Genomic DNA, 20,143 nt, shown 5'->3' with positions numbered 1-20,143 from the left:
AACGCCCGGTCGGGTCCGGGACGCTTTGTGTCCGGCGCGCGAAGAGCAGCCGATGAGGGACGGCGACCGCGGTGGTGGCGGCAACAGCGGCGAAGCCGGCGACGATCGGCCCGCCGGCGGCTCCGAGACGGTCCCGCTCGTCGTCGTCGACGGCGACGAGCGCGTCGAACTCGACATCGAACGCGGTCGCAACCTCCGGCGGGTCCTACTCGACGCCGGGGTGTCGCCGTACACGGCCGCGACCCGTCGCCTCAACTGCGGCGGGCGGGGGCTCTGCGCCACCTGCGGCGTCCGCGTCCGGGAGGGGCCGTCGGCCGACCACTGGCACGACCGGCTCGCCGACCGGTTCGGGTACCCGCGGCTCTCCTGTCAGATCGCGGTGGACCGCCCCATGACCGTGGCGCTGGTCGACAAGCGCGTGTGGGGCGGACGTCGGTCCGACGGACGGGACGAGGAGAATCCGGAAGGCAGCCGCTGAGCGCGGCGAACCGACGGGCCCCACACCTCGTTTCCGGTGAAACGGCGAACGCTACCGCGTCACACGCGACCGCGCGGCGATCGGGAGCGCGAACGCCCGCCGCGGCACAAAAGCCAAGTCCGCGGGCCCGAACGGTCCGGTATGCAACCCTCCAAGGAGTCCGAGTCGTCCGACGACGATCCGATGGACGACCTCGACGACCTCCTCGACGATGATCTTGCGAGCGGCGAGGGGTCGTCCGGCGCCGATTCCGGCGACGCCTCGGCGGCCGGCACGGGCACCGAGAGCGCGCGGAGCGCCGGGAACACCGGTGGCTCCGCCGACTCCGGTCGAATCGGCGTTTCGGGCCGGTGGTTCTCGGCGAAGGCGTTCGGACTCGCGCTCGTGACCGTCGCGGTCGGGGTGTTCGTCGGCGGCCTGATCCCGCTCATCGGCGGGACGATCGGGACCGCGGGCGGCGTGTTCCTCGCCGCGTTCCTGCTCGGGCTCGTCCTCTCGACGCGCCGGTACGTCGAGACGGGGATCGCCGGCGGCGCGGCGGGCGCGGCGAGCGCGGTGACGAGCGTCCTCGGCGTCGGGTTCCTCCCGATCGGGATCGATTACCTCTCGCAGTGGGGGCTCCCGCTCGTCGCGGTCGGCGGCGGGGTCGGGCTCGTCCTCGCGCTGCTCGGCCACTACTTCGGTCGGGACCTACGCGCGGGACTGAGTCAGGATATCGGGGAGTGAAGGATAGAACCCGTCGGAGGCGACCTCTCAGTGCGCCCGGAACGCGTCCTCGACGCCGACGTAGGCGGCGATCTCGTGGCGCTCCAAGACGAGGAAGCCGGCGAGGATCGCGACGAAGCCGAGGATCGCCTCCGCCTCGATCAGGTTGCCGAGCAGGACCCAGCTCCCGACCGCGGCGACGACCGGCTCCGCGTAGCCGACGAGGTGGAGCTGGGCCGGTCCGACCTCGTCGAGCAGCGCGAAGTAGATCAGGAACGCGACGACGCCCGACAGCAGCGTGAGATACGACAGCGACACGATCGACGTCGCGTTCCAGACGATCGCCGCGGGCGACTCGCCGAGCAGGGCGGCGCCGACGAACAGGAGTCCGGCGCCCGAGACCATCGCCCACCCCTGGAGCGCGGCGATCGGGAGGTCGGTCCGCAGCGGGCGGAGCAGCACGGCGCCCAGCGAGAAGGCGACCGCGCCGGCGAACGCGAGCGCGACGCCGAACAGGGCGGCGCTCCCGAGTCCGGCTTCCATCGGGTCGGCGATCACGATCACGCCGAGGATTCCGAGGGCGAACCCGCCGATCTCGAAGGGACCGAGGCGCTCGTTCGGGAGGAGGATGGCCGCGAACACGGCGGTCAACACCGGCGCGAGGCTCACGACCACGGCGGCGACCCCGCCCGAGATGCGGAGCTCCGCAACGTAGAGGAGCCCGTGGTACGCGGCGATCACGAAGGTCCCGGCGACGGCTACCCCGAGCCACTCGTCGCGGCCTCGGGGCATCGTTCTGCCGGAGGCGACCGCGGCGACGCCCAACACGATCGCGCCGGCGATCGCGTAGCGGACGCCGGCGAACAAAAGCGGCGGGAAGTAGTGTAACCCGGCCTCGATGGCGACGAAGGAGGTGCCCCACAGCGTCGCGAGGAGGACGAACGCCGCGAGGATCGATTCGGGAGTAGAGAGGAGGTTCCGCAAGTTCATTGACTACCAGTTCAGAATTACCGCGGATAGTTAAACACGTCTCTCAGATACCCCGAGATCGAAAACGAACAATCACACATACGAACTGCGTGCGATACGGTTCCGAAATGAGAGCGAATCTTGAACTCGACTCCAACCGTATCGGTCGCAATATATAACGGATCGACACGGGAAAGAGTCGTATGGACGAGCGCGACGTGCGGCTGTTGAAGGCCATCTCCGATCTCGGCACCGGGAGCCCGGAGCGACTCCACGAGGAGACCGGGATCCCGGTGTCGACGATCCACTACCGGCTGAACAACCTCCGCGAGGACGGCGTCATCGAGAACGACCTGTACGACCTCGACCACGAGGCGCTCGGGCTCGGCGTCACCGTCATCGTCGAGGTGCTCGCGAGCTACGAGGGGCCCTACGAGGAGTTCGCGGAGGAGCTGCTGGCGGTCGAGGGCGTCACGGAGGCGTTCTTCACGATGGGCGAGACGGACTTCGTCGTCCTCGCGCGGCTCTCCTCGTCGGACACCGTCGAGCGGCTGATCAGCGACTTCGAGGCAATCCCGGAGGTCGAGCGCACGAACTCGACGTTCACCATCGCGGCGCTGCGCGACGAGCCGCGCGCGCCGGCGACGTACGACCTTGACACGCTGATCGAGGAGCTGACGGACTGACGGCGAGGGTCACGGACCGCGCTCAGGACTCACTCCGCGTTCGGGACCAGCGAGGACCCGACGGACCGCTCGACGTAGAGGAGCGCCACGAGCCCGCCGATGATGATGGTGTACGACACCGCGGCGAACAGCGCGTCCTGCGTCGAGGGGTATTCCGTGGTGCGGAAGATGATCACCTTCCGGACCATCGCGATGACGCCGGTGTAGATCACCAGCCTGACGATCCGCCGGGTGTCGCTCTGCTCGATGTAGGCGACGACCGTCTCGTACACCTCGACGATGATGAGCAGGAGCAGGCCCGTCTCGATGAACCCGATGACCGTGTTCGGGTCCGTTATCTCGCCGGTGGGGACGGATTCGGCGATCTGGATGGCGAGGTCCACGACGCCGATGCCAAACAGGAGCGCGAACAGCGCCGCGGCGGCCAGCTCGACGCCGTGGATGAAGCGGTTCGTCGCGTCGGAGACGCGGTCGCCGCGCGTCTTCGCGACTGACGGGTTCGGCGTCCGGTCCGACTCGGACGGCCCGTCTGACGGGTCGGTCGGAGACGAGTCTGCCATCGTGGTTCTCGGATCGAAGCAGGACCTCGCGACACGTAAAAAGCGGGCCTAACGGACGGGGAGCGCGCTACGACCGCTTGCCGATCTCCTCGCGTAACACGTCGGAGACGACCTCGCCGTCGGCCTTCCCGCGGAGCGCGCCCATCGCCTCGCCCATCAGCCCGGAGAACGCGCCCATCCCCTCGGCCTCGATCTGGTCGGCGTTCCGCTCGACGACCTCCACGACCGCCTCGCGGACCTCCTCTTCGCTCACGCCCGACAGGCCCGCCTCCTCGACGGCCTCGGCCGCGGACAGCGAGGGATTCTCCGCGAGCGTCGTCAGCACCTCGGGGACGCCCTCCTTCGCGAGGTCGCCGTCCTCGACGAGGTCGAAGAGGGCGAGGAAGTGGTCGTCGGTGAGGGTCTCGACGGGAGCCCCCTCACGACGGATCTCCGTCGTCGTCGACTCCAGCGTCGAGGCCGCGAAGGTGGGGTCGACGCCGCGCTCGACCGCGGTTTCGAAGAGGGGGAACCGCTGGCCGAACGCCACCTGCTCGGCGAGGCCGGCGTCGAGCCCGAACTCCTCGGCGTACCGCTCCGCCTTCTCGTCGAGGAGTTCGGGCGTCTCCACGTCGGAGGGGTCCGGCTCGACCGGCGGCACGTCCGTCTCGGGGTACATCCGCGCCGCGCCCGGGAGTGGGCGGAGGTAGCGCGTGGTCCCGTCGTCGTTCGCGCCGCGGGTCTCCTCCGGGACGCCCTCGATCGCGGTCTCGGCGCGCTCGGCGGCCGCCTCGATCGCGAGGTCGGCGGTCTCCGGGTCGGCCGCGACGAGGGCGACCGCGTCGTCCTCGCCCGCGCCGACCGCGTCGCGGAGGGCGTCGACCTCCGCCTCGGTGACGCCGTACGCCGGCAGCTCGTCGGTGTGGAAGACTCCGCCCGCGCCGTGGCGCTTCGCGTGGTCCGAGAGCTCCGTGCCGAGCCGGCGGTCCGGCTGGAGCTCGCGGCCGACGAGCCCGTCGAAGCCGAAGAGGGGGACCGCCGTCACCTTCCCGCCGGAGTCGAGCGCGCCGCGGATGACGCCGGACTCGGTGTCGGCGAAGACGTCGGTCACGTCGGCGACGTCGCCGACGCTCGCGTCGCGCTCCCGGAGTTCCTCGCGGATCTCCAGGAGTTCGGCCTGCCGTCCGACCTCGCCGCGGACGATGTCCTCGATCCCTTGGAGGTCCTGAACCCCCTTCACCTCGACGCGGGCGCCGTCCGCGATGGAGACGTTCACGTCCTGGCGGATCGTGCCGAGCCCGCGCTTCACCGCGCCCGTCGAGCGCAGCAGCATCCCGATCCGCTCCGCGGCCTGTCGCGCGCCCTCGGGGCTGCGGATGTCCGGCCCCGTGCCGATCTCGACGAGGGGCACCCCCAACCGGTCGAGCGAGTAGACGACGCCGTCGTCGGTCTCCTCGACGCGCTTCGCGGACTCCTCTTCGAGCATGAGGTCGACGACCGACACCGACCCCGACTCCGTCTCGATCTCGCCGTCCTGTCCGAGGAGGATCGAGCGCTGGAACCCGGAGGTGTTCGAGCCGTCGATGACGAGCTTCCGCATGACGTGGGCCTGGTCGACGACGGAGAGGTCGAGCAGGTCGGCGATCTGGAGCGCCACCGCGAGCGCCTCGCCGTCGACGCGCCGCGGCGGCTCGTCGTCCTCCTCGACGAGGCAGGTGGTGTCGTACGCGAGGTAGGTGAACTCGCGGTCGACGCGGCTCTCCTCCATCGCGGCGTCGTCGAGCTCGCCCAACTCGCTCTTCGTCGGGTGGAGCTTGCGGGTGATCGACCGGTCGGACTCCTCGGGGTCGCGCTCGACGGTCGGGGAGTCGCAGAACAGCTTCGTCTCGGTGTCGAGCTGCTGGTGGATCTCCAGCCCGGCGACGAGCCCCAGCTCCTCGTAGTCGTACTCGGGGGTCGCGTCCGTACTCATTACGCCTCACTCCGACGGCGCGCGACTAAAAGGGTGGCAGTTCGCGCGAGCGATGGGGACCGGAATCTGCGACGTTATTTATAAACCACAGTGCGGTGGCGCGCCTGCGAGCGGCCGCCACCGGCGGCCGCGAGCCAGCCCGCGAGGGACGCCGCGAACGCCCGCAGGGCGTGAGCGGCGAGGCTGGGGAGGCGTGAGGCTGCGGTCCCGTGAGCGACCGGAGGGAGCGAACGGGAGTACGGAAGTCGCAGCCCGCGCAGCGAGCGGAGCGAGCAAGCAGGACCGTCTTCCGGTGGTGCTGTGCGGGGCGGGGCGGGACTCAAAGGGGCAGCCGGGAGGGCGGCGCAGGCGAGGCAAGCACCACAGCGAAGGAGCGAACGGAGTGAGCGACTGAGCGAGGAGCGCAGCGAGCGTGCGCCGCCCTCCCGGCTGGGGCTTTGGCGGTGTTCACCACCGATCCGCGAGTAATCATTTATAAACAATCGACTGGGACGTCGGCGGTGTTCACGACCACAGCGTTCCGATCGTACTTGTCACTTCTCGCGTAGCATCGAAAGGAATTGTGCGTGGGTGCTGTCGTGTAGACAACACCGTGCATCGTGGGGGTGTACCCCGTGCGATGCGTGGGACCGGATTTGAACCGGCGGACCTCTACAGGACAGCGCCCTCAACGCTGCGCCGTTGGCCTGGCTTGGCTACCCACGCTCGCGGTGTTCTGTCGCGTCTCCACGTACCCTTCCCCTAATTAAAAGCCCTTCCATTTGGTGGGAGCGTGGCGGGGTTTCGCAGACCGCCGAGCGGCCGGACGCGGCCGCGACTCGGCGACCGCAACCGGCACGCGTTTGGGGGTCGCGTCCTACCCCACGAGTATGTCCGACTGGGCCCGCGAGAACGTCTCCGTCCTGACCGCCGTCGCCTCCGGCGTCGCGCTCGCGCTTGTGTTCGGCGCGGTGGGGGCGTCATCCCGAGTTCGCTGCTGCCGCGCGCGAGCGACGCCGTCCTCGCCGCGATCCCCCATTTCAACGCCGCCGTCTCCGCGACCGCCATCGCCACGATCCTCCTCGGCTGGCGAGAGATCTCCCGCGGGAACGTCGAGCGCCACCGGAACTTCATGGTAACCTCCTTCGCGCTGTTCGCCGCGTTCCTCGGCGCGTACCTCTACCGGCTGATCCACGTCGGCACGACCGAGTTCCCCGGTCCGGAGCTCGTCTACTCGTACGTCTACCTCCCGTTCCTCGCGGTCCACATCCTGCTCGCGATCGTCTGCGTCCCGTTCGTCTTCCACGCGCTCTTCCTCGCCGTGACCCGCCCGTACGAGGAACTCTACCACACGCGGCACTCGCAGGTCGGGTTCGTCGGCGCCGTCCTCTGGCTGATCTCCTTCACGATGGGGATCGGCGTGTACCTGCTGCTGTACCATCTGTACTGACCGAAAAGCCGCGACAGACGCCGGTCGACTACGCGTTCCGCTCGGCCATCTGGTGGGCCGCGTAGAACAGCGGGACGAGCAGCGCGCCGGCGAAGCCGAAGCCGAGCGCCAGCGTCCCGATGTCGCTCGCGGAGAGGCCGCCGTTTCCGCTTCCGCCGCCTCCGCTCTCGCCGGAGCCGCCCTCACCGGACCCGCCCTCCGCCTGCGGATCGACGAGGTCGTCGTCGACGGAGCCGACCGCGACGACGCCTTTCATTCCCACCGCCTCGTGCGGCTCGCAGAGGTAGTTGAACGCGTCGCCGTCGCTCGCGTCCTCGAAGGTGTACTCGAAGGTCGACCCCTCCTCGCCGACCGGCGACCCGCTGTCGAAGGTCTCGTCGCTCGCGACGACATTGTGATTGCCGCCCGCGCCCGTCCACTCCCAGACGACGGTCGCGCCCGGGTCGATGAGGATCGCGGCGGGGCCGAATCGGAGTCCGTTCTCGCCCGCGCCGACCTCGACGGTGACCTCGTCTTGCCCGCGGTAGTCGTGGGTGCCGTCGTAGTTGCTGACGCCCTCCAGCCACCCGTCGTACTGGGCGGCCGCGGTCCCGCTTCCGGCCGCGACGCCCGCGGCGACCGCCGCCCCGGCGGCCCCGGCGCGGAAGAACCCGCGGCGGCTCATCGACGCGGCGTCGTCCTCGGCAGCGTCGGCGTTCCGTGTCATAGCTCCACGTCTGGCCGTGAGCGTATTTAAGCCCCCGATACGTTCCGAGCGGTCAGACCGGCGGCGAACGTGTGTAGGATCGACGCGGAAAAGGAGCGCTAATCGTCCGCCGGTGTCGGGTCCGAGACCGGCGCGTCGACGTCGCGGTCGGTCGCCTCGCCCTCGACGTCGAACGGGTACTCGCCGGTGACGCAGCCGAGACAGAGGTCGGCCCGGCTCTCGCCGAGCGCCTCCGCGACCGCGTCGATCGAGAGGTACGACAGCGAGTCCGCGCCCACCTCCTGCCGGATCTCCTCGGTCGAGGCGTCGGCGGCGATCAGCTCGTCGCGCGTCGCCATGTCGATGCCGAAGTAGCAGGGCGCGAGGATCGGCGGCGCGCCGATCCGGAGGTGGACCTCCTCGGCGCCCGCCTCGCGCACCAGTTCGACGAGCTGGGTCGAGGTCGTGCCGCGGACGATGGAGTCGTCGATGATGGTGACCGACTTCCCCTCCACCGTCGAGCGGATCGGGTTCAGCTTCAGCCGGACCGCGCGCTCGCGTTCGTCCTGCGTCGGCATGATGAACGTCCGGCCCACGTACCGGTTCTTCATCAGCCCCTCGGCGAACTCCACGCCGCCGTCGTCGGCCGCCCGCGGCTCGCCGTCGGCGGTGGTCTCGCCCGCGGCGTCCACGTAGCCCGAGGCGAACGCGCGCCCGGAGTCGGGGACAGGCATCACCACGTCGGACTCGACGCCAGACTCCTCCCAGAGCTTCCGGCCGAGCTTCCGCCGCACCTCGTAGACGAGGCTCTCGTCGATGACGGAGTCGGGGCGGGCGAAGTAGACGTGTTCGAAGAAGCAGTGGGCGGTCGACTCGCGCTCGACCAGCTGGTACGTGTCGTAGCCGGTGCCGTCGGGGTCGAGGACGACGAGCTCGCCGGGGCGGACGTCGCGGATCAGCTCTCCGTCGAGCGTGTCGATGGCGGCCGACTCGCTGGCGATGACGTAGCCGCCGTCGATCTTGCCGAGACACAGCGGGCGGTTGCCGAGCGGGTCCCGGACGCCGAGGACGGTGTCGTCGTGGGTGATCGCCAGCGAGTAGGAGCCGTGGATGCGGTTCATCGTATGTTTGACCGCCCGGACGAGGTCCTCTTCGAGGAGGTTGCGCGCGAGGTCGTGGGCGATCACCTCGGTGTCGCCGTCGGAGGTGAACGCGTGGCCCGCCGCCGCTAACTCCTCGCGCACCTCGTCGGCGTTGACGAGGTTCCCGTTGTGCGAGAGCCCGAGCGAGCCGGACTTGAAGGAGACCGAGAACGGCTGCGCGCAGCTCTTGTCGAGGCTCCCCGCTGTCGGGTAGCGCACGTGACCGATGCCGGTGCCGCCCGACAGCGACGCGAGGTCCCCCGCCTCGAAGGCGTCGCCGACGAGGCCGCGCTCGACGTGGCTGTGCTGCTGGAACCCGTCGTGCGTGACGATCCCGGCCGACTCCTGGCCGCGGTGTTGGAGCGCGTACAGCGCGTAGTACAGCGGTCGCGCGGCCTCCCGGTCCTCGAGCGAGACGCCGACGACGCCGCACTTCTCCCGCGGTTCGTCGCCGCCGTAGTCCCCACCGGCGTTCATGTACGCGACGGTGGGGCGGGCGGCGATAAAAATCCTCGTGTTCGTGGCGTATCGGCCGCTACGTTGGGCCGAGTTATGCGTAATCGTGGATACAAACGCCCTCGCGTCGCCGCGCGGTCACGCGGTTCGACCGCCGCCGCTCACGCCGGCTCCTCGCCGCCGACGAACTCGTCGAGGCGCGTGAAGTAGTCCTCCCGCGGCACCTGATACGCGCCCCGGTAGTCCACCTCGCCCGCGACGAACCGCTCGGCGACGTCGACCGCGCCGGCCGCGCCCGCCTCGCGGCTCTCGTAGGTCTCAGAGACAGCCTCGACCTCGGGCTCCAAGAAGAGAACGACGTGCCACTCCTCGGTCGCGTACTGACCGGAGCCGGGACGCGCGTTCCGAGCGCCGTTCGTCAGGTAGATAGTCGGGAGACACTCGTCGGGGAGGTCGCCGCTCCCGAAGACGTCGGGGCGGTAGACGAGGATCGCCCGCCCGCTGGGCTCCTCGTTCCACACCCGCCACCCCTCCGGCAGCGATTCGAAGCTCATGGCTCCGCCTCGGTCGCCAAGGCTTGAAAACGTCGCGCTCGGGAGAGGGGAGTCGATCCACGGTCGACGACGGGGCCTCGCTGCCGACGAGCCCCAGCCGACGACGAGCCTCAGTCGACGATGTCAGAGCCGCCCGGTGGGAGGAACTCCTGAAGCTGGTCCGCGCTGGCAACCTTGCGGACGAACGACTGGTCGTTGAACCGCTTTTTGAGGTTCCGGTAGGCCATCATCGCGGCGTCGTTCTGCGCGTACATCCCCGGCTCGAAGGTGATGTGCGCGGCCGCGCGATCGACGATCGCCGACGGCGGCCCGCCGATGGCGCGGGTGACCGGCTCACACTGGACGCCGACCGCGATCCGGCAGGCGACGTCCTCGAAGTAGGTGCGGTCGCCGCGGATCACGAAGCTCCCCTTCTCGATGTACTCGCCGCTCTCGGGCGTCTTCGACACCTGGTCAGGCTCGACCATGTACGCGTCGCCCGCGCCGCGGCCGTCCTTCCAGTCCGACGAGTACGAGACGGCGAACTGGGCGGCCTCCCGCAGCGTCTCCTCCGAGAAATCGACCGGGTCGGCCGACTCCGACGGACCGGACGCCTTCAACAGGGTCACCGGCCCCCCGTGCGCCTGCGTGTGGAAGAACCGGTCGTGTTTCCCCATGTACTTCTTCACCAGCTCCTCGTTCTGGTCGGCGTTGCGCCCGCCGATGACGAGGTAGCCGGTGGAGGTGTGGAACCAGCGGAACCGCTCGAACCAGTCGTCCGGGCTCCGGATCGGGATCGAGGAGCGGGCAAGCCAGTCCGTCTCGTACTCCTCGTCGTCCTCCTCGTCCTCGCCGTTCCCCCCGTCGCCATCACCTCCGTCGTCGGCCGCCTGCTGCTCCTCCCACTCCCGCTTGCGCTCTTTGACGGCCTCCAGCTCCTCACGGGTCGACTCGATCGCCTCCTGCGCGCCCGCCTTCTTCTCCTCGACGCGCTTCGCCTCCCGGTAGAGGCGGTCGGCGTTGACCTCGACGCCCTCGCTCGCGTCGAGTTCGACCGTCACCGTCCCCCCGTCGTCGCCCTCCTCTTCGAGCTCGACCGTCACCGTGCCCTCGCCGCCGTTGACGTCGACGACCGCCTCAGCGGCCGGAATGCCTCGCTCCGCGCCGGCGTCGAGGGTCTCGGCTATCTCGTCCCACGGCACCTCGTTTGCGCGGGCCTCGCGCACCGTCGAGATCACCTCGTCGACGAGGTCGTAGTGGGCGTACAGCAGCTCCGCGCGCTCCCGCTCCGCCTGCGCCTGCTCCTCGAACCCTTCGATCGCTCCCTTCTGCTGTTCGATGATCCGCTCCTGTTTGGCGATTTCCTCCTCGAAGTCCGGGCGGGATGCGCTCGCGTCCGCCGGAGCCTCGCCGTCGTCGGTCTCCTCGCTCCCCAGCCGGTGGAAGTACTCGTCGACGGCGGCGTTGAAGGAGTCGAACCCGACGCTCGGCAGGCCCTCGTGCTCGGCGAGCGGGAACGGCGTCACGTCGACGACGCGGGGGTCGCGGTCGTCCGCCTCGTCGCCGGACAGTTCCTCCTCGTACACGCGGGGGTCGACGTCGCCCGAGCGGAGCCGCTCGTCGATCCGGGCGAGCGCGTCGTGGAGCGCCCCGAGCTGGTCGTCGGTCGCCTCCTCGATCGGCGTCTCCTTCGGCACGCCGGCCCGGGTACACACCTCCTCGGCGTACAGGCCGCCGAGGTTCAGCTGCGTGGCGAGCGTCCGGACGACGTCGCTGTCCGACTCGCGCATGTGGCGGTCGAAGGCGCCGCGGCTCACGTCGAGCGGGTTGAGCCGCGAGGCCGGGTACTCGTACTGCGAGCCGGGCGCAACGGTGCGGGACTTGAGCCGCACCGTCGACAGCGCCCCGATCACCTCGCCCGTCTCGTCGAGCGCGGCGACGTTGCCCTGGCCGAACAGCTCCGCGACGAGCGTCGTGTTCTGGTCCTCGCGCTCGAACTCGAAGGTGAGGATGCGGTCGAACTCGTACTGCTCGACGCCCGCGAAGTCGGCGCCCGACAGCCGGTTCCGCAGCATCTTCGCGAAGTTCGGCGGGCGCCCCGGCGCGTCCGCGACGTGGTCTGGGTCCGCGGCGTGCGCCCGTTTGATGTCCCCGACCTCGATCATGAGCTCGACGCGGCCGCGGTCGAAGTCGCGCAGCTTCAGCCGGAGCAGGTCGTCGTCGTAGAGGTACGCCTTGTCGACCTTCGCGCCCTCGTACCGATTCAGCTCGGTGACGAGCGCGGCGAGGTCGATGCTCGACAGCTCCCGCTTCTGGTCCATACTCCATAGCAACCGGCGGGCCGGAAAAAGGCGTGTCGTTGTGGCAGCGAGCCAGGCGTTGCGGACACCAGCGCGATTTCGCGCCGCAGTTGATATTATCCTACATAAGAGTTGTGAGAAAATTATATGTTAATTTGGTACAATCAACGCTCATATGCTCAACGTTACCAAGCGTGACGTTCTCAAGGTGAGCGGATCGCTGATCGGCGGGATAGCGGCCGGAACGACGGTCACGGCCGCGGAGCGGACCGATCGGTTCATCGTCTCGACGAAGGGCAAGGCCGACCTGAGCGACCTGACGGTCGTCCACGAGATGCCCGGGATCAACTACTCTGTCGTCCGAGGCGACGAGTCGGCGGTAAAGCGGTCGGTCAAGAGCTACGAGGCGGACGTACAGATCGAACTCGACTCGCCGGGCGTGAACGACGACGTTCCAACGCTCGATGAGGCCGACTACGAGGGCCCCAACGATGTCCTACAGTGGGACAAAATCGACCAAAACGTCCCAGAAGCTCACGAGACAACCGAAGGCGAAGGGACACGGGTCGCCGTAATCGACTCGGGCGTACTCGAAACGCACCCCGATCTGGAGGGACCCCTGAACCTCGACCTCTCCCGGAACTTCACCGACGACGGCGGCGACCACAACCCCGTCGGCGGCGACGATCACGGGACGCACGTCGCCGGTATCGTCGCCGCGGACAACGGCGGCGGGACCGGTGTCAACGGGACCGCCCCGAAGACCGACCTCGTCGACTGTCGGGTGTTCTCGGCGGGAGACGGTGCGTCGTTCGGTGACATCCTCGCGGCGGTCGTCTACAGCGCGAACATCGACGCGGACGTGGCGAACCTCTCGCTGGGGGCGTATCCCGTGCCGCGACAGGCGAACGGGCAGTTCTACGGAAAGGTCCTCAACAGCGCGATGACGTACGCAAATAAGGAGGGGACGCTGCTCGTCATCGCTGCCGGCAACGACAGCGCCGATCTCCAGCACGATAAGAACCTCATCAGCCTCCCGAACGAGGGCGCGCAGGCGGTGTCGGTCGCCTCTACCGGCCCGATCGGCTACGGCCTCTCGTTCGACCTCGACGACGTGAACAGCCCCGCGGAGAGCCCGGCGGTCTACACCAACTACGGGACCAACGCGGTCACGCTGGGCGCTCCCGGCGGCGACTACGATCTCTCCATAGGGGATCCGGTCGGTGGCGTCCCGGCGTACGCGTACGACCTCGTGTTCAACACGGTGTTCTCGGTAGAAACAGACGAGGACGGCGAATCAGAGCAGGTCCCAGGATACGGCTGGAAGGCCGGAACCTCGATGGCGGCGCCGAACGTCGCGGGCGCGGCGGCCCTCGTCAAATCGGCGAATCCGGATTACAACGCGAACCAGGTCGAGGCCGCGCTGAAGAAGGCCGCCGAGGTGCCCGACGACTACGGGAAGGAGTACTACGGCGCCGGCTACCTCAACGTCGTCGACGCACTCTGAGCGCCGGTCACCGAACCCCGATTTTGGGGGCTACAATCGCTTCGACACGTACGGCCCGTCCTGTCGGTAGCCGAGCTTGTTCCGGTAGTACTCGCGGGCGCCGATGCCGGAGATGACCGCGATTTTCTCGTAGCCGGCGTCGCGGGACAGTTCCTCGGCGCGTTCTAAGAGCTTCGTCCCGTACCCCTGATGCTGCCAGTCGCCGTCGCCGCCGATGCCGACCTCGTTGCCGTACACGTGGAGCTCGCGGACCAAGGCGGCGTCTTCGAGCTCCGGGCGGATCGGGTCGCCCTCGGTGCCCGGCGCGCCGGGCTGGTCCGGGGCGAAGGAGGGGAACCGCAGGCGACAGAAGCCGACGAGCAGGTCGCGGACCGGGTCCTCGAAGGAGATGAAGTGCTCGGTGCCGCCGCCGGCCTCGTAGGTGAGCACGTCGAGTTCGACGTCGTCGGGGTCCGGATCGGCGTCGTTGTGCCCGACCTCCCGGGCGCGGACGTCGCGCTGGACGATCCCCTTCTCCTCGGCGCGCTGGGCCGCGAGCTGGCGGAGGTTCGACTTCTGGACGCCCGCGTCGATGAAGTCCGCGGGGATGTCGCGCTGGACGCGCTGGAGCCGCGTGTACTTCGGGATGTGGTCCATGGCGTCGGCGACGAGGTCGGCCGCCTCCTCGCTCGTGAGCGGGTCGAAGTCGTCGCGGCGCCAGCGGTCGTACACGCGGGTCCCCTCGACGACGAGGGTGGGGTATATCTTCAGGTAGTCGGGGCGCCAGTCCGGGTTCTCGAACAGCTGCCGGAAGTCCTCCAGGCACATCTCGCGGGTCATCCCCGGCTGGCCCGGCATCATGTGGAAGCCGACCTTGAACGCGGCGTCGCGCAGGCGGCGGTTCGCGTTGCGGGAGGCCTCGTTACCATGCCCGCGGTGCATCTCGCGGTTGATGCGCTCGTAGGTGGTCTGGACGCCGACCTCGACCTTCGTGCCGCCGAGATCGAGCATCCGGTCGATCTGCTCCGGGTCACACCAGTCGGGCTTCGTCTCGAAGGTAGTGCCGATGTTGCGGATCTCGTTGGTCTCGTTTTCGGCGATCACGTCCTCGAGGTACTCGAACTCGGTCGCCTCGGGGTCCGGCGCGAACGACTCCCCCTCGGCCGGCTCCGGCTCCTTGTCGAGGTCGTAGTCGTTCATCGCCTGCAGCGCGCGCTTGACGAACCACTCCTGGTAGTCGTGCGAGCGGGCCGTCATCGTCCCGCCCATCAAGATTAGCTCGACCTTGTCGACCGGGTGCCCGATCTTCCGGAGCTGTTCGAGCCGGAGCGTGACCTGCCCGTACGGGTCGTAGTCGTTCTGCTCGCCGCGGGCGGCGGCCGGCTCGTGGCCCGTGTACGACTGCGCCGAGGAGAACTCCGAGGCCGGCCCGCCGGGACAGTAGAGGCACTTCCCGTGCGGACACAGCTCCGGCGAGGTCATGATCGCGACGGGCGAGACGCCCGAGGCGGTCCGGACGGGCTTCCGCTGGACCACCTCGATCACGTCGTCGCGGTGTTCGGCGGGCGCGTGGTCGAGGATCTCGGTGTTCTTCGGCACCTTCGGCGAGCCGAACTCCGAGCAGGCGTCGAGCTTGGCGCGTTCGAGGTCGTCGCGCTTGATTTCCCCGTCGAGGATGCGGTCGACGAGGTGTTCGCAGGTGCGGACGAACGCCTCGGAGTCAGCGGGGTCGGCGTCTCCGGCGGCGTCGTCGGACTCGGCGTCGCCCGCCGCGTCGGTACTCATTACGCTCCGATCGACGGGTTTCGGAGTTAAGCGTGTCGCACCAATACGTGAGAGGGGTGCGCGTCGGCAGCAGAGCGAGAGTCGGTACCACGGATCCGAGCACACGACACCTCGTCTCCCGCCTCGACGAAACGAACTCCAACCCCTCGGCCGATCGGCTGTACAGGGGTTTAAATCAGACAACTCGGCGAGCGACACCACCGAAGCCCCAGTCGCTCGGCTACAGATGACTAACCGTAGATCGGCCGCGAACACCTCCAAAGCCCCAGCCACGAGGAGACCGTACGCTCGCTGTGCTCCTCGCTCAGTCACTCCGTTCCTTCGCTGCGGTGCTTGCGTCGCCTACGGTCTCCTCGCGGCTGCCCCTTTGAATCCCGCCCCGCACAGCCCCGCGACCGCACCGCACCTCGCGCCTCCCCAGCCTCGTCGGCGGCTCCCGACGGTCGCCGCCGACTCCCTCGCGCGTGCCGCTCGGCCGCGATGCGGCCTCGCGGGCACGCGCCACCGCGACCACAGGTTCGGGGGTTGGAACCGAACCCGCTCGTTTTAGGCCGGGCGCAGCGTACCCCGCCTCGTGCTACGGAAGGACCTCCTGCGCGTCTCCCGGGCGGGCGGCGGCTACCGCCCGCAGTTCACCGGCCGGGAACACCGTCCGCTCGCGGCCCGCGTCCTCGGGGCGTTCGAGTCGCACGTCGGCGAGCGGCGCGGCGACCTCGACGACGCGCTGGCGGAGCTGGAGGCCGACGCCGCCGCGCGGAACGGCGACTTCAAGCTCGTCCGCGGGCTCGCGGCGCTCGTCGAGCGCGAGTGCGAGTTCGAGACGCGCGCGCCGGTCCCGCCGCGTCGCGTCCGCCGGGCCGCGTTCGAGGCGGCGGAGGCGATCGGCGTCGCGAGCGAGGCGGAGCGGGAGGTCGCGGTCGAGCGCGCGGCCGACGCGCTCGGGATCGAGTCCGAGGCGGTGGACGCCTCGCTGTACGCCGACCGCGACGTCGAGCAGGTCCTCGTCGACGCCGACGTGCGGTGGGACCCGGACGCGCTCTTGGCGCAGTACGACCTCTCCTTGGCCCAGACCGCGCTGTTCGACGCCACCGAGGTCCGCGTGCGGTCGAACGACCCGAAACGGCTCGTCTCCGCCGTCAAGCGACTCCGACTGATGTACGAGGTCGAGAAGACGCCGGAGGGCCGCGAGCTCGTCGTCACCGGCCCGGACCGGCTGTTCTCGCGCACGCGACGCTACGGGACCGCCTTCGCGCGGCTGCTCCGGACGGCCGCGGAGTCGGCGGAGTGGTCGCTTGAGGCGACGATCGACGACCGCGGCCGCGAGCGCACGATGCGCCTCTCGGACGGCGACGTGACGGTGCCCGACGTTGAGCCCGTCGCGGAGCCCGACTTCGACAGCGGGGTCGAGGCAGACTTCGCCGGGCGCGTCCGCGGGCTCGACCTCGACTGGACCCTGGTTCGCGAGCCGGAGCCGCTCGAAACCGGCGCGAGCGTGATGATCCCGGACTTCGCCTTCGACTACGACCATGCCGACTTCAGGCTCTTCTTCGAGGTGATGGGCTTCTGGACGCCCGAGTACGTCGAAAAGAAGCTCGGCCAGCTCGCGGACGTGGAGGACGTTGACCTCCTCGTGGCCGTCGACGAGAGCCTCGGCGTCGGCGAGGAGATCGCGGCCCGCGACCACCGCGTCGTCACCTACTCCGGGACGGTGCGCGTGAAGGACGTCGTCGACGTGCTCCGCGAGTACGAGGCCGAGTTCGTCGCGGACGCGGCCGCCGACCTCCCCGACACCCTCTCGCCCGACGCCGACGCCATCGGCCTTGACAACCTCGCTGACGAGCGCGGCGTGAGCGTCGAGGCGCTAGCGGACAAGTCGTTCCCCGACCACGAGCGAATCGGGCGGACGCTCGTGCGGCCGGCGGTGATAGAGACGCTCGCCGAGGAAATCGAGGCCGGGATGGCGCTCTCGGAGGCCGAAGCGACCCTCGACGAGTACGGCGTCGACGACGCGAGCGCCGCGCTCTCGCGGCTCGGCTATCGGGTCGAGTGGGAGGGGCTCGGCGGCGGGACAGTTCGGGAGAAATCGGAATAAGCTATTTAAACCGATGCGGTGGCGCGCGCCTCCGAGCGGTCGCCCCCGGCGACCGCGAGGAGCGCGTGCGAGGGAGTCAGTCGCCGGAGCGAAGCGACGGCGACTGACGAGGCTGGGGAGGCGTGAGGTGCGGTCGCTGTGCGGGCGGGTGGGACTCAAAGGGGCAGCCGCGAGGCCGCCGTAGGCGACGTAAGCACCGGAGGGAGCGAGCGAAGCGAGCGACTGAGGAGCGCAACGAGCGTACGGCGGCCTCGCGGCTGGGGCTTTGGCGGTGTTCGCCGTCGATCCGCGATCAGCCATTTATAAGCGAGCGGCTGGGGCTTTGGCGGTGTTCGCCGTCGATCCGCGATCAGCCATTTATAAGCGAGCGGCTGGGGCTTTGGCGGTGTTCGCCGTCGATCCGCGATCAGCCATTTATAAGCGAGCGGCTATGGCTTTGGAGGTGTTCTCCGCCGATCCGCGATCAGCCATTTATAAGTAGTAAATCGACGTGCGAACGCGATCCGTCACTCCACGACGGGCAGGTCGGCCCGACTGCCCTTCGGGACCACGGAGCGCAGTTCGTCGTATAAATACAGCCCCACCCCGATCGGCACGCGTTCACCAGCAACCTCGTGAGTCGCGATCAGGTATCCCCAGTCGCCGTCCCACTCGGGGATGTCCTGATCATCCCCCGCCGCGAAGGTAGCCGCTTGCGCCGGATCCAGTTCGATCACGTTCTTCGTCGCGCGCGATCCGAACCGCGAGACCGCACGCCCGGTCGGCTTCCAGTGCTCCTGCCGCGTCCGGAGGAACGTCATTCCGACAGCCTCCACCTCGCTCGGGTCGGTCGCCTCGCCGTTGAAGATCCAGATCTTCCCCGCCCCCTTCTCCCAGAAGCTGTATTCCTCGAACACCTCTTTCTCGATCCCGAACCGCTCGTCCCACCAATCGAGGACTTCCGCGCGGCTCGCGCGGCCCTCGATCTCTCGGTCGGCGGGCGTCTCGGGGAGGCGATCGAACTGCTGCCCGTCGTTGGTGGGTGCCGCTCCCGGTTCGTCGTCGCTCATGCGGCCACCTCGCCGTCGCTCGCGCTCTCATCTGCCTCGCCGCCCACGCGTAACTTCGCACAGAAGAACCCGCCCGTGTCGTTGCGGTGCGGATAAATGCGCTTCGCGCGCGTCACCGACTCGTCGTACGCCTCGCCGTCCCACTCGGTGACGCCGGGGTCGGTTTCGAGCGGCAGGTCGAACTCCACCAGCTCGCAGTCCTCGTTCGCGAGGACGTGGTCGAGGACGGCCTCGTTCTCCTCGGGTGCGAACGTACACGTGGAGTAGACGACGACGCCGCCCGGCCGGGTCGCCTGGACGGCCCGGGCCAGGATCCCCTTCTGGATCCCCGCGACCGCGTCGACGTGGCCGAGCGTCCACTGGTCTAAGACGTCCGGGTTCTTGCGGCAGGTGCCCTCACAGGAGCAGGGCGCGTCCACGAGCGCGCGGTCGAACTCGTCGAACGCCAGCGGCTTCGTCGAGAAGTTGCGGGCGTCCTGGTTCGTGACGATCGTATTCGTAATCCCCAGCCGCTCGGCGTTGTGCCGGAGCGCCGAGAGCCGCCCGAGGTTGTTGTCGTTGGCGACGACCGTTCCCTCGTCGTCCATCGCGTCCGCGATCTGGGTCGTCTTGCTGCCGGGCGCCGCGCAGGCGTCCCAGACGCGCTCGCCCGGCTGCGGGTCGAGCGCGAGCGTCGGCAGCACGGACACCTCCTCCTGGCCGTGCGTCCAGCCGTGGACGTACGGCCAGTTGCCGCCGGGGTTCCCGTCCGGGAGCCGGAAGAGGCCGTCGTGCCAGTCGACCGGCTCGTAGGCGACGCCCTCGTCGTCGAACGCCTCACGGACGCGGTCCGGGGTCGCCGCGATGCCGTTCGTGCGCACGACCGAGGGGAGGGGCCGGTCGCACGCCGCCCGGAACGCGTCGACGTCGTCGACGAGCGGCTCGTATCGGTCGAGCGGATTCATGGCTCCACTTTCGCGGCGGGCCGTTAGACGGTTTCGGGACTCGCGCGCCGTCGCCCCGCATCTCGCCTGTATCTCCGCCGCGTGTCCCGCCTCCGGAACCGCCCCGCGCCGCACCTTTAGGTCCGCCCCGGGCGTAGGGGCGCGCATGGCACGCATCTCCGTCCTTGACGACGACGTCTCGCTGGACGAGCCCACCCTGATCGAGGGGTTCCCCGGCGTCGGCCTCGTCGGGAAGATCGCGACCGACCACATGATCGACGTTCACGAGATGACCCACTACGCGAACGTCCACTGCGACGGGCTCCCGCCGGTGGCCGTCTACCGCGAGTCCGAGACGGCCGCGACGACGCCCGTGCGGCTGTACGCGGACCCCGAGAACGACCTCGTCGCGCTCCGCAGCGACGTGCCCGTCAACCCGGCCGCGGCGACGGAGGTCGCGGCGTGCCTCGGCTCGTGGTTCGACGAGGCCGAGCTGTTCCCGGTCTTCCTGTCGGGGCTCGGCCGCGAGAAGGGCGAGGCGCCGCCGGACCTGTACGGGATCGCGACCGGAAACGGCGCCGAGGCGCTCGGGCGCGCGAAAGTGTCCGAACCGTCCGAGTCCGGGCTCGTCTCCGGCCCGACGGGCGCGATGCTCGCGGCGGCGCTCGAAAACGACCGCGACGCGGTCGGGCTCGTCGTCGAGTCGGACCCGAAGTTCCCCGACCCCGAGGCGGCGCGGGTGCTCATCGCCGACGGTATCGACCCCATCGCGGGGATCGAGACGCCGACCGACGGGCTCGTCGAGCAGGCGACCGAGATCCGGAACGCGAAACAGCAGCTCGCCGAGCGGATGCGGCAGGCGACAGAGGAGAGCTCGCAGGCCGAGCCGCTGAAGATGTTCCAGTAGCGGCGTC

General features: G+C 69.4%; 17 protein-coding genes, 1 tRNA gene and 1 pseudogene. 8 read left to right on the top strand and 11 right to left on the bottom strand.

The features are described from left to right. Positions 1-52 precede the first annotated feature (52 nt). Both J7656_RS07790 and J7656_RS07785 read left to right on the top strand, forming a co-directional pair. The gene (locus J7656_RS07790; protein WP_211552981.1) at positions 53-478 is read left to right on the top strand and encodes a 2Fe-2S iron-sulfur cluster-binding protein; all 426 of its coding nucleotides are present in this window, start codon (positions 53-55) and stop codon (positions 476-478) included. Between the two features lie 141 nt (positions 479-619). After that, positions 620-1,204: a hypothetical protein gene (locus tag J7656_RS07785; RefSeq protein ID WP_211552980.1), complete on the top strand. Its 585-nt coding sequence runs from the start codon at positions 620-622 to the stop codon at positions 1,202-1,204. Positions 1,205-1,231: 27 nt separating this feature from the next. Here the strand turns inward: J7656_RS07785 and J7656_RS07780 are convergent, their stop codons facing one another. Beyond that, complete coding sequence (locus J7656_RS07780; protein WP_211552979.1) at positions 1,232-2,173, bottom strand: DMT family transporter; 942 nt, start codon at positions 2,171-2,173, stop codon at positions 1,232-1,234. A 182-nt stretch (positions 2,174-2,355) separates the two neighbouring features. Between J7656_RS07780 and J7656_RS07775 the strand changes: the two genes are divergently transcribed. Then, on the top strand, positions 2,356-2,838 hold the full coding sequence (locus J7656_RS07775) for an Lrp/AsnC family transcriptional regulator (protein WP_017343439.1): 483 nt from the start codon (positions 2,356-2,358) through the stop codon (positions 2,836-2,838). A 29-nt stretch (positions 2,839-2,867) separates the two neighbouring features. Here the strand turns inward: J7656_RS07775 and J7656_RS07770 are convergent, their stop codons facing one another. The 3 genes from J7656_RS07770 to J7656_RS07760 form a co-directional block, all read right to left on the bottom strand. Further along, complete coding sequence (locus tag J7656_RS07770; protein ID WP_017343440.1) at positions 2,868-3,398, bottom strand: phosphate-starvation-inducible PsiE family protein; 531 nt, start codon at positions 3,396-3,398, stop codon at positions 2,868-2,870. Positions 3,399-3,465: 67 nt separating this feature from the next. Then, positions 3,466-5,349, bottom strand: a complete 1,884-nt coding sequence (gene gatE / locus J7656_RS07765) for a Glu-tRNA(Gln) amidotransferase subunit GatE (RefSeq protein WP_017343441.1) — start codon at positions 5,347-5,349, stop codon at positions 3,466-3,468. A 620-nt stretch (positions 5,350-5,969) separates the two neighbouring features. After that, positions 5,970-6,054: transfer RNA gene (locus J7656_RS07760), tRNA-Leu, on the bottom strand. Between the two features lie 164 nt (positions 6,055-6,218). On the opposite strand from J7656_RS07760, the pseudogene J7656_RS07755 reads away from it, so the two are divergent. Further along, a pseudogene (locus J7656_RS07755) lies at positions 6,219-6,778 on the top strand (DUF420 domain-containing protein). 28 nt (positions 6,779-6,806) lie between these two features. On the opposite strand, the gene J7656_RS07750 reads toward J7656_RS07755, so the two are convergent. The 4 genes from J7656_RS07750 to rqcH all read right to left on the bottom strand — a co-directional run bounded on the left by J7656_RS07750 (position 6,807) and on the right by rqcH (position 11,915). Next, positions 6,807-7,484, bottom strand: a complete 678-nt coding sequence (locus tag J7656_RS07750) for a halocyanin domain-containing protein (protein WP_017343443.1) — start codon at positions 7,482-7,484, stop codon at positions 6,807-6,809. Between the two features lie 98 nt (positions 7,485-7,582). Continuing rightward, a complete protein-coding gene (gene purF / locus J7656_RS07745) occupies positions 7,583-9,082 on the bottom strand; it encodes an amidophosphoribosyltransferase (RefSeq protein ID WP_017343444.1) in 1,500 nt (499 codons plus the stop codon). 140 nt (positions 9,083-9,222) lie between these two features. After that, on the bottom strand, positions 9,223-9,615 hold the full coding sequence (locus tag J7656_RS07740; RefSeq protein ID WP_017343445.1) for a DUF5820 family protein: 393 nt from the start codon (positions 9,613-9,615) through the stop codon (positions 9,223-9,225). A gap of 110 nt (positions 9,616-9,725) precedes the next feature. Next, entirely contained in the window at positions 9,726-11,915 is a 2,190-nt protein-coding gene (gene rqcH, locus J7656_RS07735; protein ID WP_211552978.1) for a ribosome rescue protein RqcH, read from the bottom strand. 154 nt (positions 11,916-12,069) lie between these two features. On the opposite strand from rqcH, the gene J7656_RS07730 reads away from it, so the two are divergent. Further along, complete coding sequence (locus J7656_RS07730; RefSeq protein ID WP_211552977.1) at positions 12,070-13,401, top strand: S8 family peptidase; 1,332 nt, start codon at positions 12,070-12,072, stop codon at positions 13,399-13,401. Between the two features lie 30 nt (positions 13,402-13,431). On the opposite strand, the gene J7656_RS07725 is transcribed toward J7656_RS07730, so the two are convergent. Beyond that, on the bottom strand, positions 13,432-15,165 hold the full coding sequence (locus J7656_RS07725; protein WP_017343448.1) for a tRNA uridine(34) 5-carboxymethylaminomethyl modification radical SAM/GNAT enzyme Elp3: 1,734 nt from the start codon (positions 15,163-15,165) through the stop codon (positions 13,432-13,434). Between the two features lie 574 nt (positions 15,166-15,739). Here J7656_RS07725 and J7656_RS07720 point away from each other — a divergent pair. Together J7656_RS07720 and J7656_RS07715 are read left to right on the top strand one after the other, a co-directional pair. Then, complete coding sequence (locus tag J7656_RS07720) at positions 15,740-17,257, top strand: DUF790 family protein (protein ID WP_211552976.1); 1,518 nt, start codon at positions 15,740-15,742, stop codon at positions 17,255-17,257. A 328-nt stretch (positions 17,258-17,585) separates the two neighbouring features. After that, complete coding sequence (locus tag J7656_RS07715) at positions 17,586-17,738, top strand: hypothetical protein (protein WP_192812434.1); 153 nt, start codon at positions 17,586-17,588, stop codon at positions 17,736-17,738. Between the two features lie 25 nt (positions 17,739-17,763). Here the strand turns inward: J7656_RS07715 and J7656_RS07710 are convergent, their stop codons facing one another. Together J7656_RS07710 and J7656_RS07705 are read right to left on the bottom strand one after the other, a co-directional pair. Continuing rightward, a complete protein-coding gene (locus tag J7656_RS07710) occupies positions 17,764-18,306 on the bottom strand; it encodes a DUF7122 family protein (protein WP_211552972.1) in 543 nt (180 codons plus the stop codon). Beyond that, positions 18,303-19,250, bottom strand: a complete 948-nt coding sequence (locus J7656_RS07705) for an RsmB/NOP family class I SAM-dependent RNA methyltransferase (RefSeq protein ID WP_017343451.1) — start codon at positions 19,248-19,250, stop codon at positions 18,303-18,305. The genes J7656_RS07710 and J7656_RS07705 overlap by 4 nt, the downstream gene beginning before the upstream one ends. A 145-nt stretch (positions 19,251-19,395) precedes the next feature. Between J7656_RS07705 and J7656_RS07700 the strand changes: the two genes are divergently transcribed. Next, positions 19,396-20,136, top strand: a complete 741-nt coding sequence (locus tag J7656_RS07700; RefSeq protein ID WP_211552971.1) for a proteasome assembly chaperone family protein — start codon at positions 19,396-19,398, stop codon at positions 20,134-20,136. The last annotated feature ends 7 nt before the right edge of the window (positions 20,137-20,143 follow it).

The organism is Halorubrum ruber (genome assembly GCF_018228765.1).
Taxonomy (GTDB): Archaea; Halobacteriota; Halobacteria; order Halobacteriales; family Haloferacaceae; genus Halorubrum; species Halorubrum ruber.
Note: the sequence above shows the minus strand (reverse complement) of the source record. Positions and strands in the feature narration are given on the sequence as shown.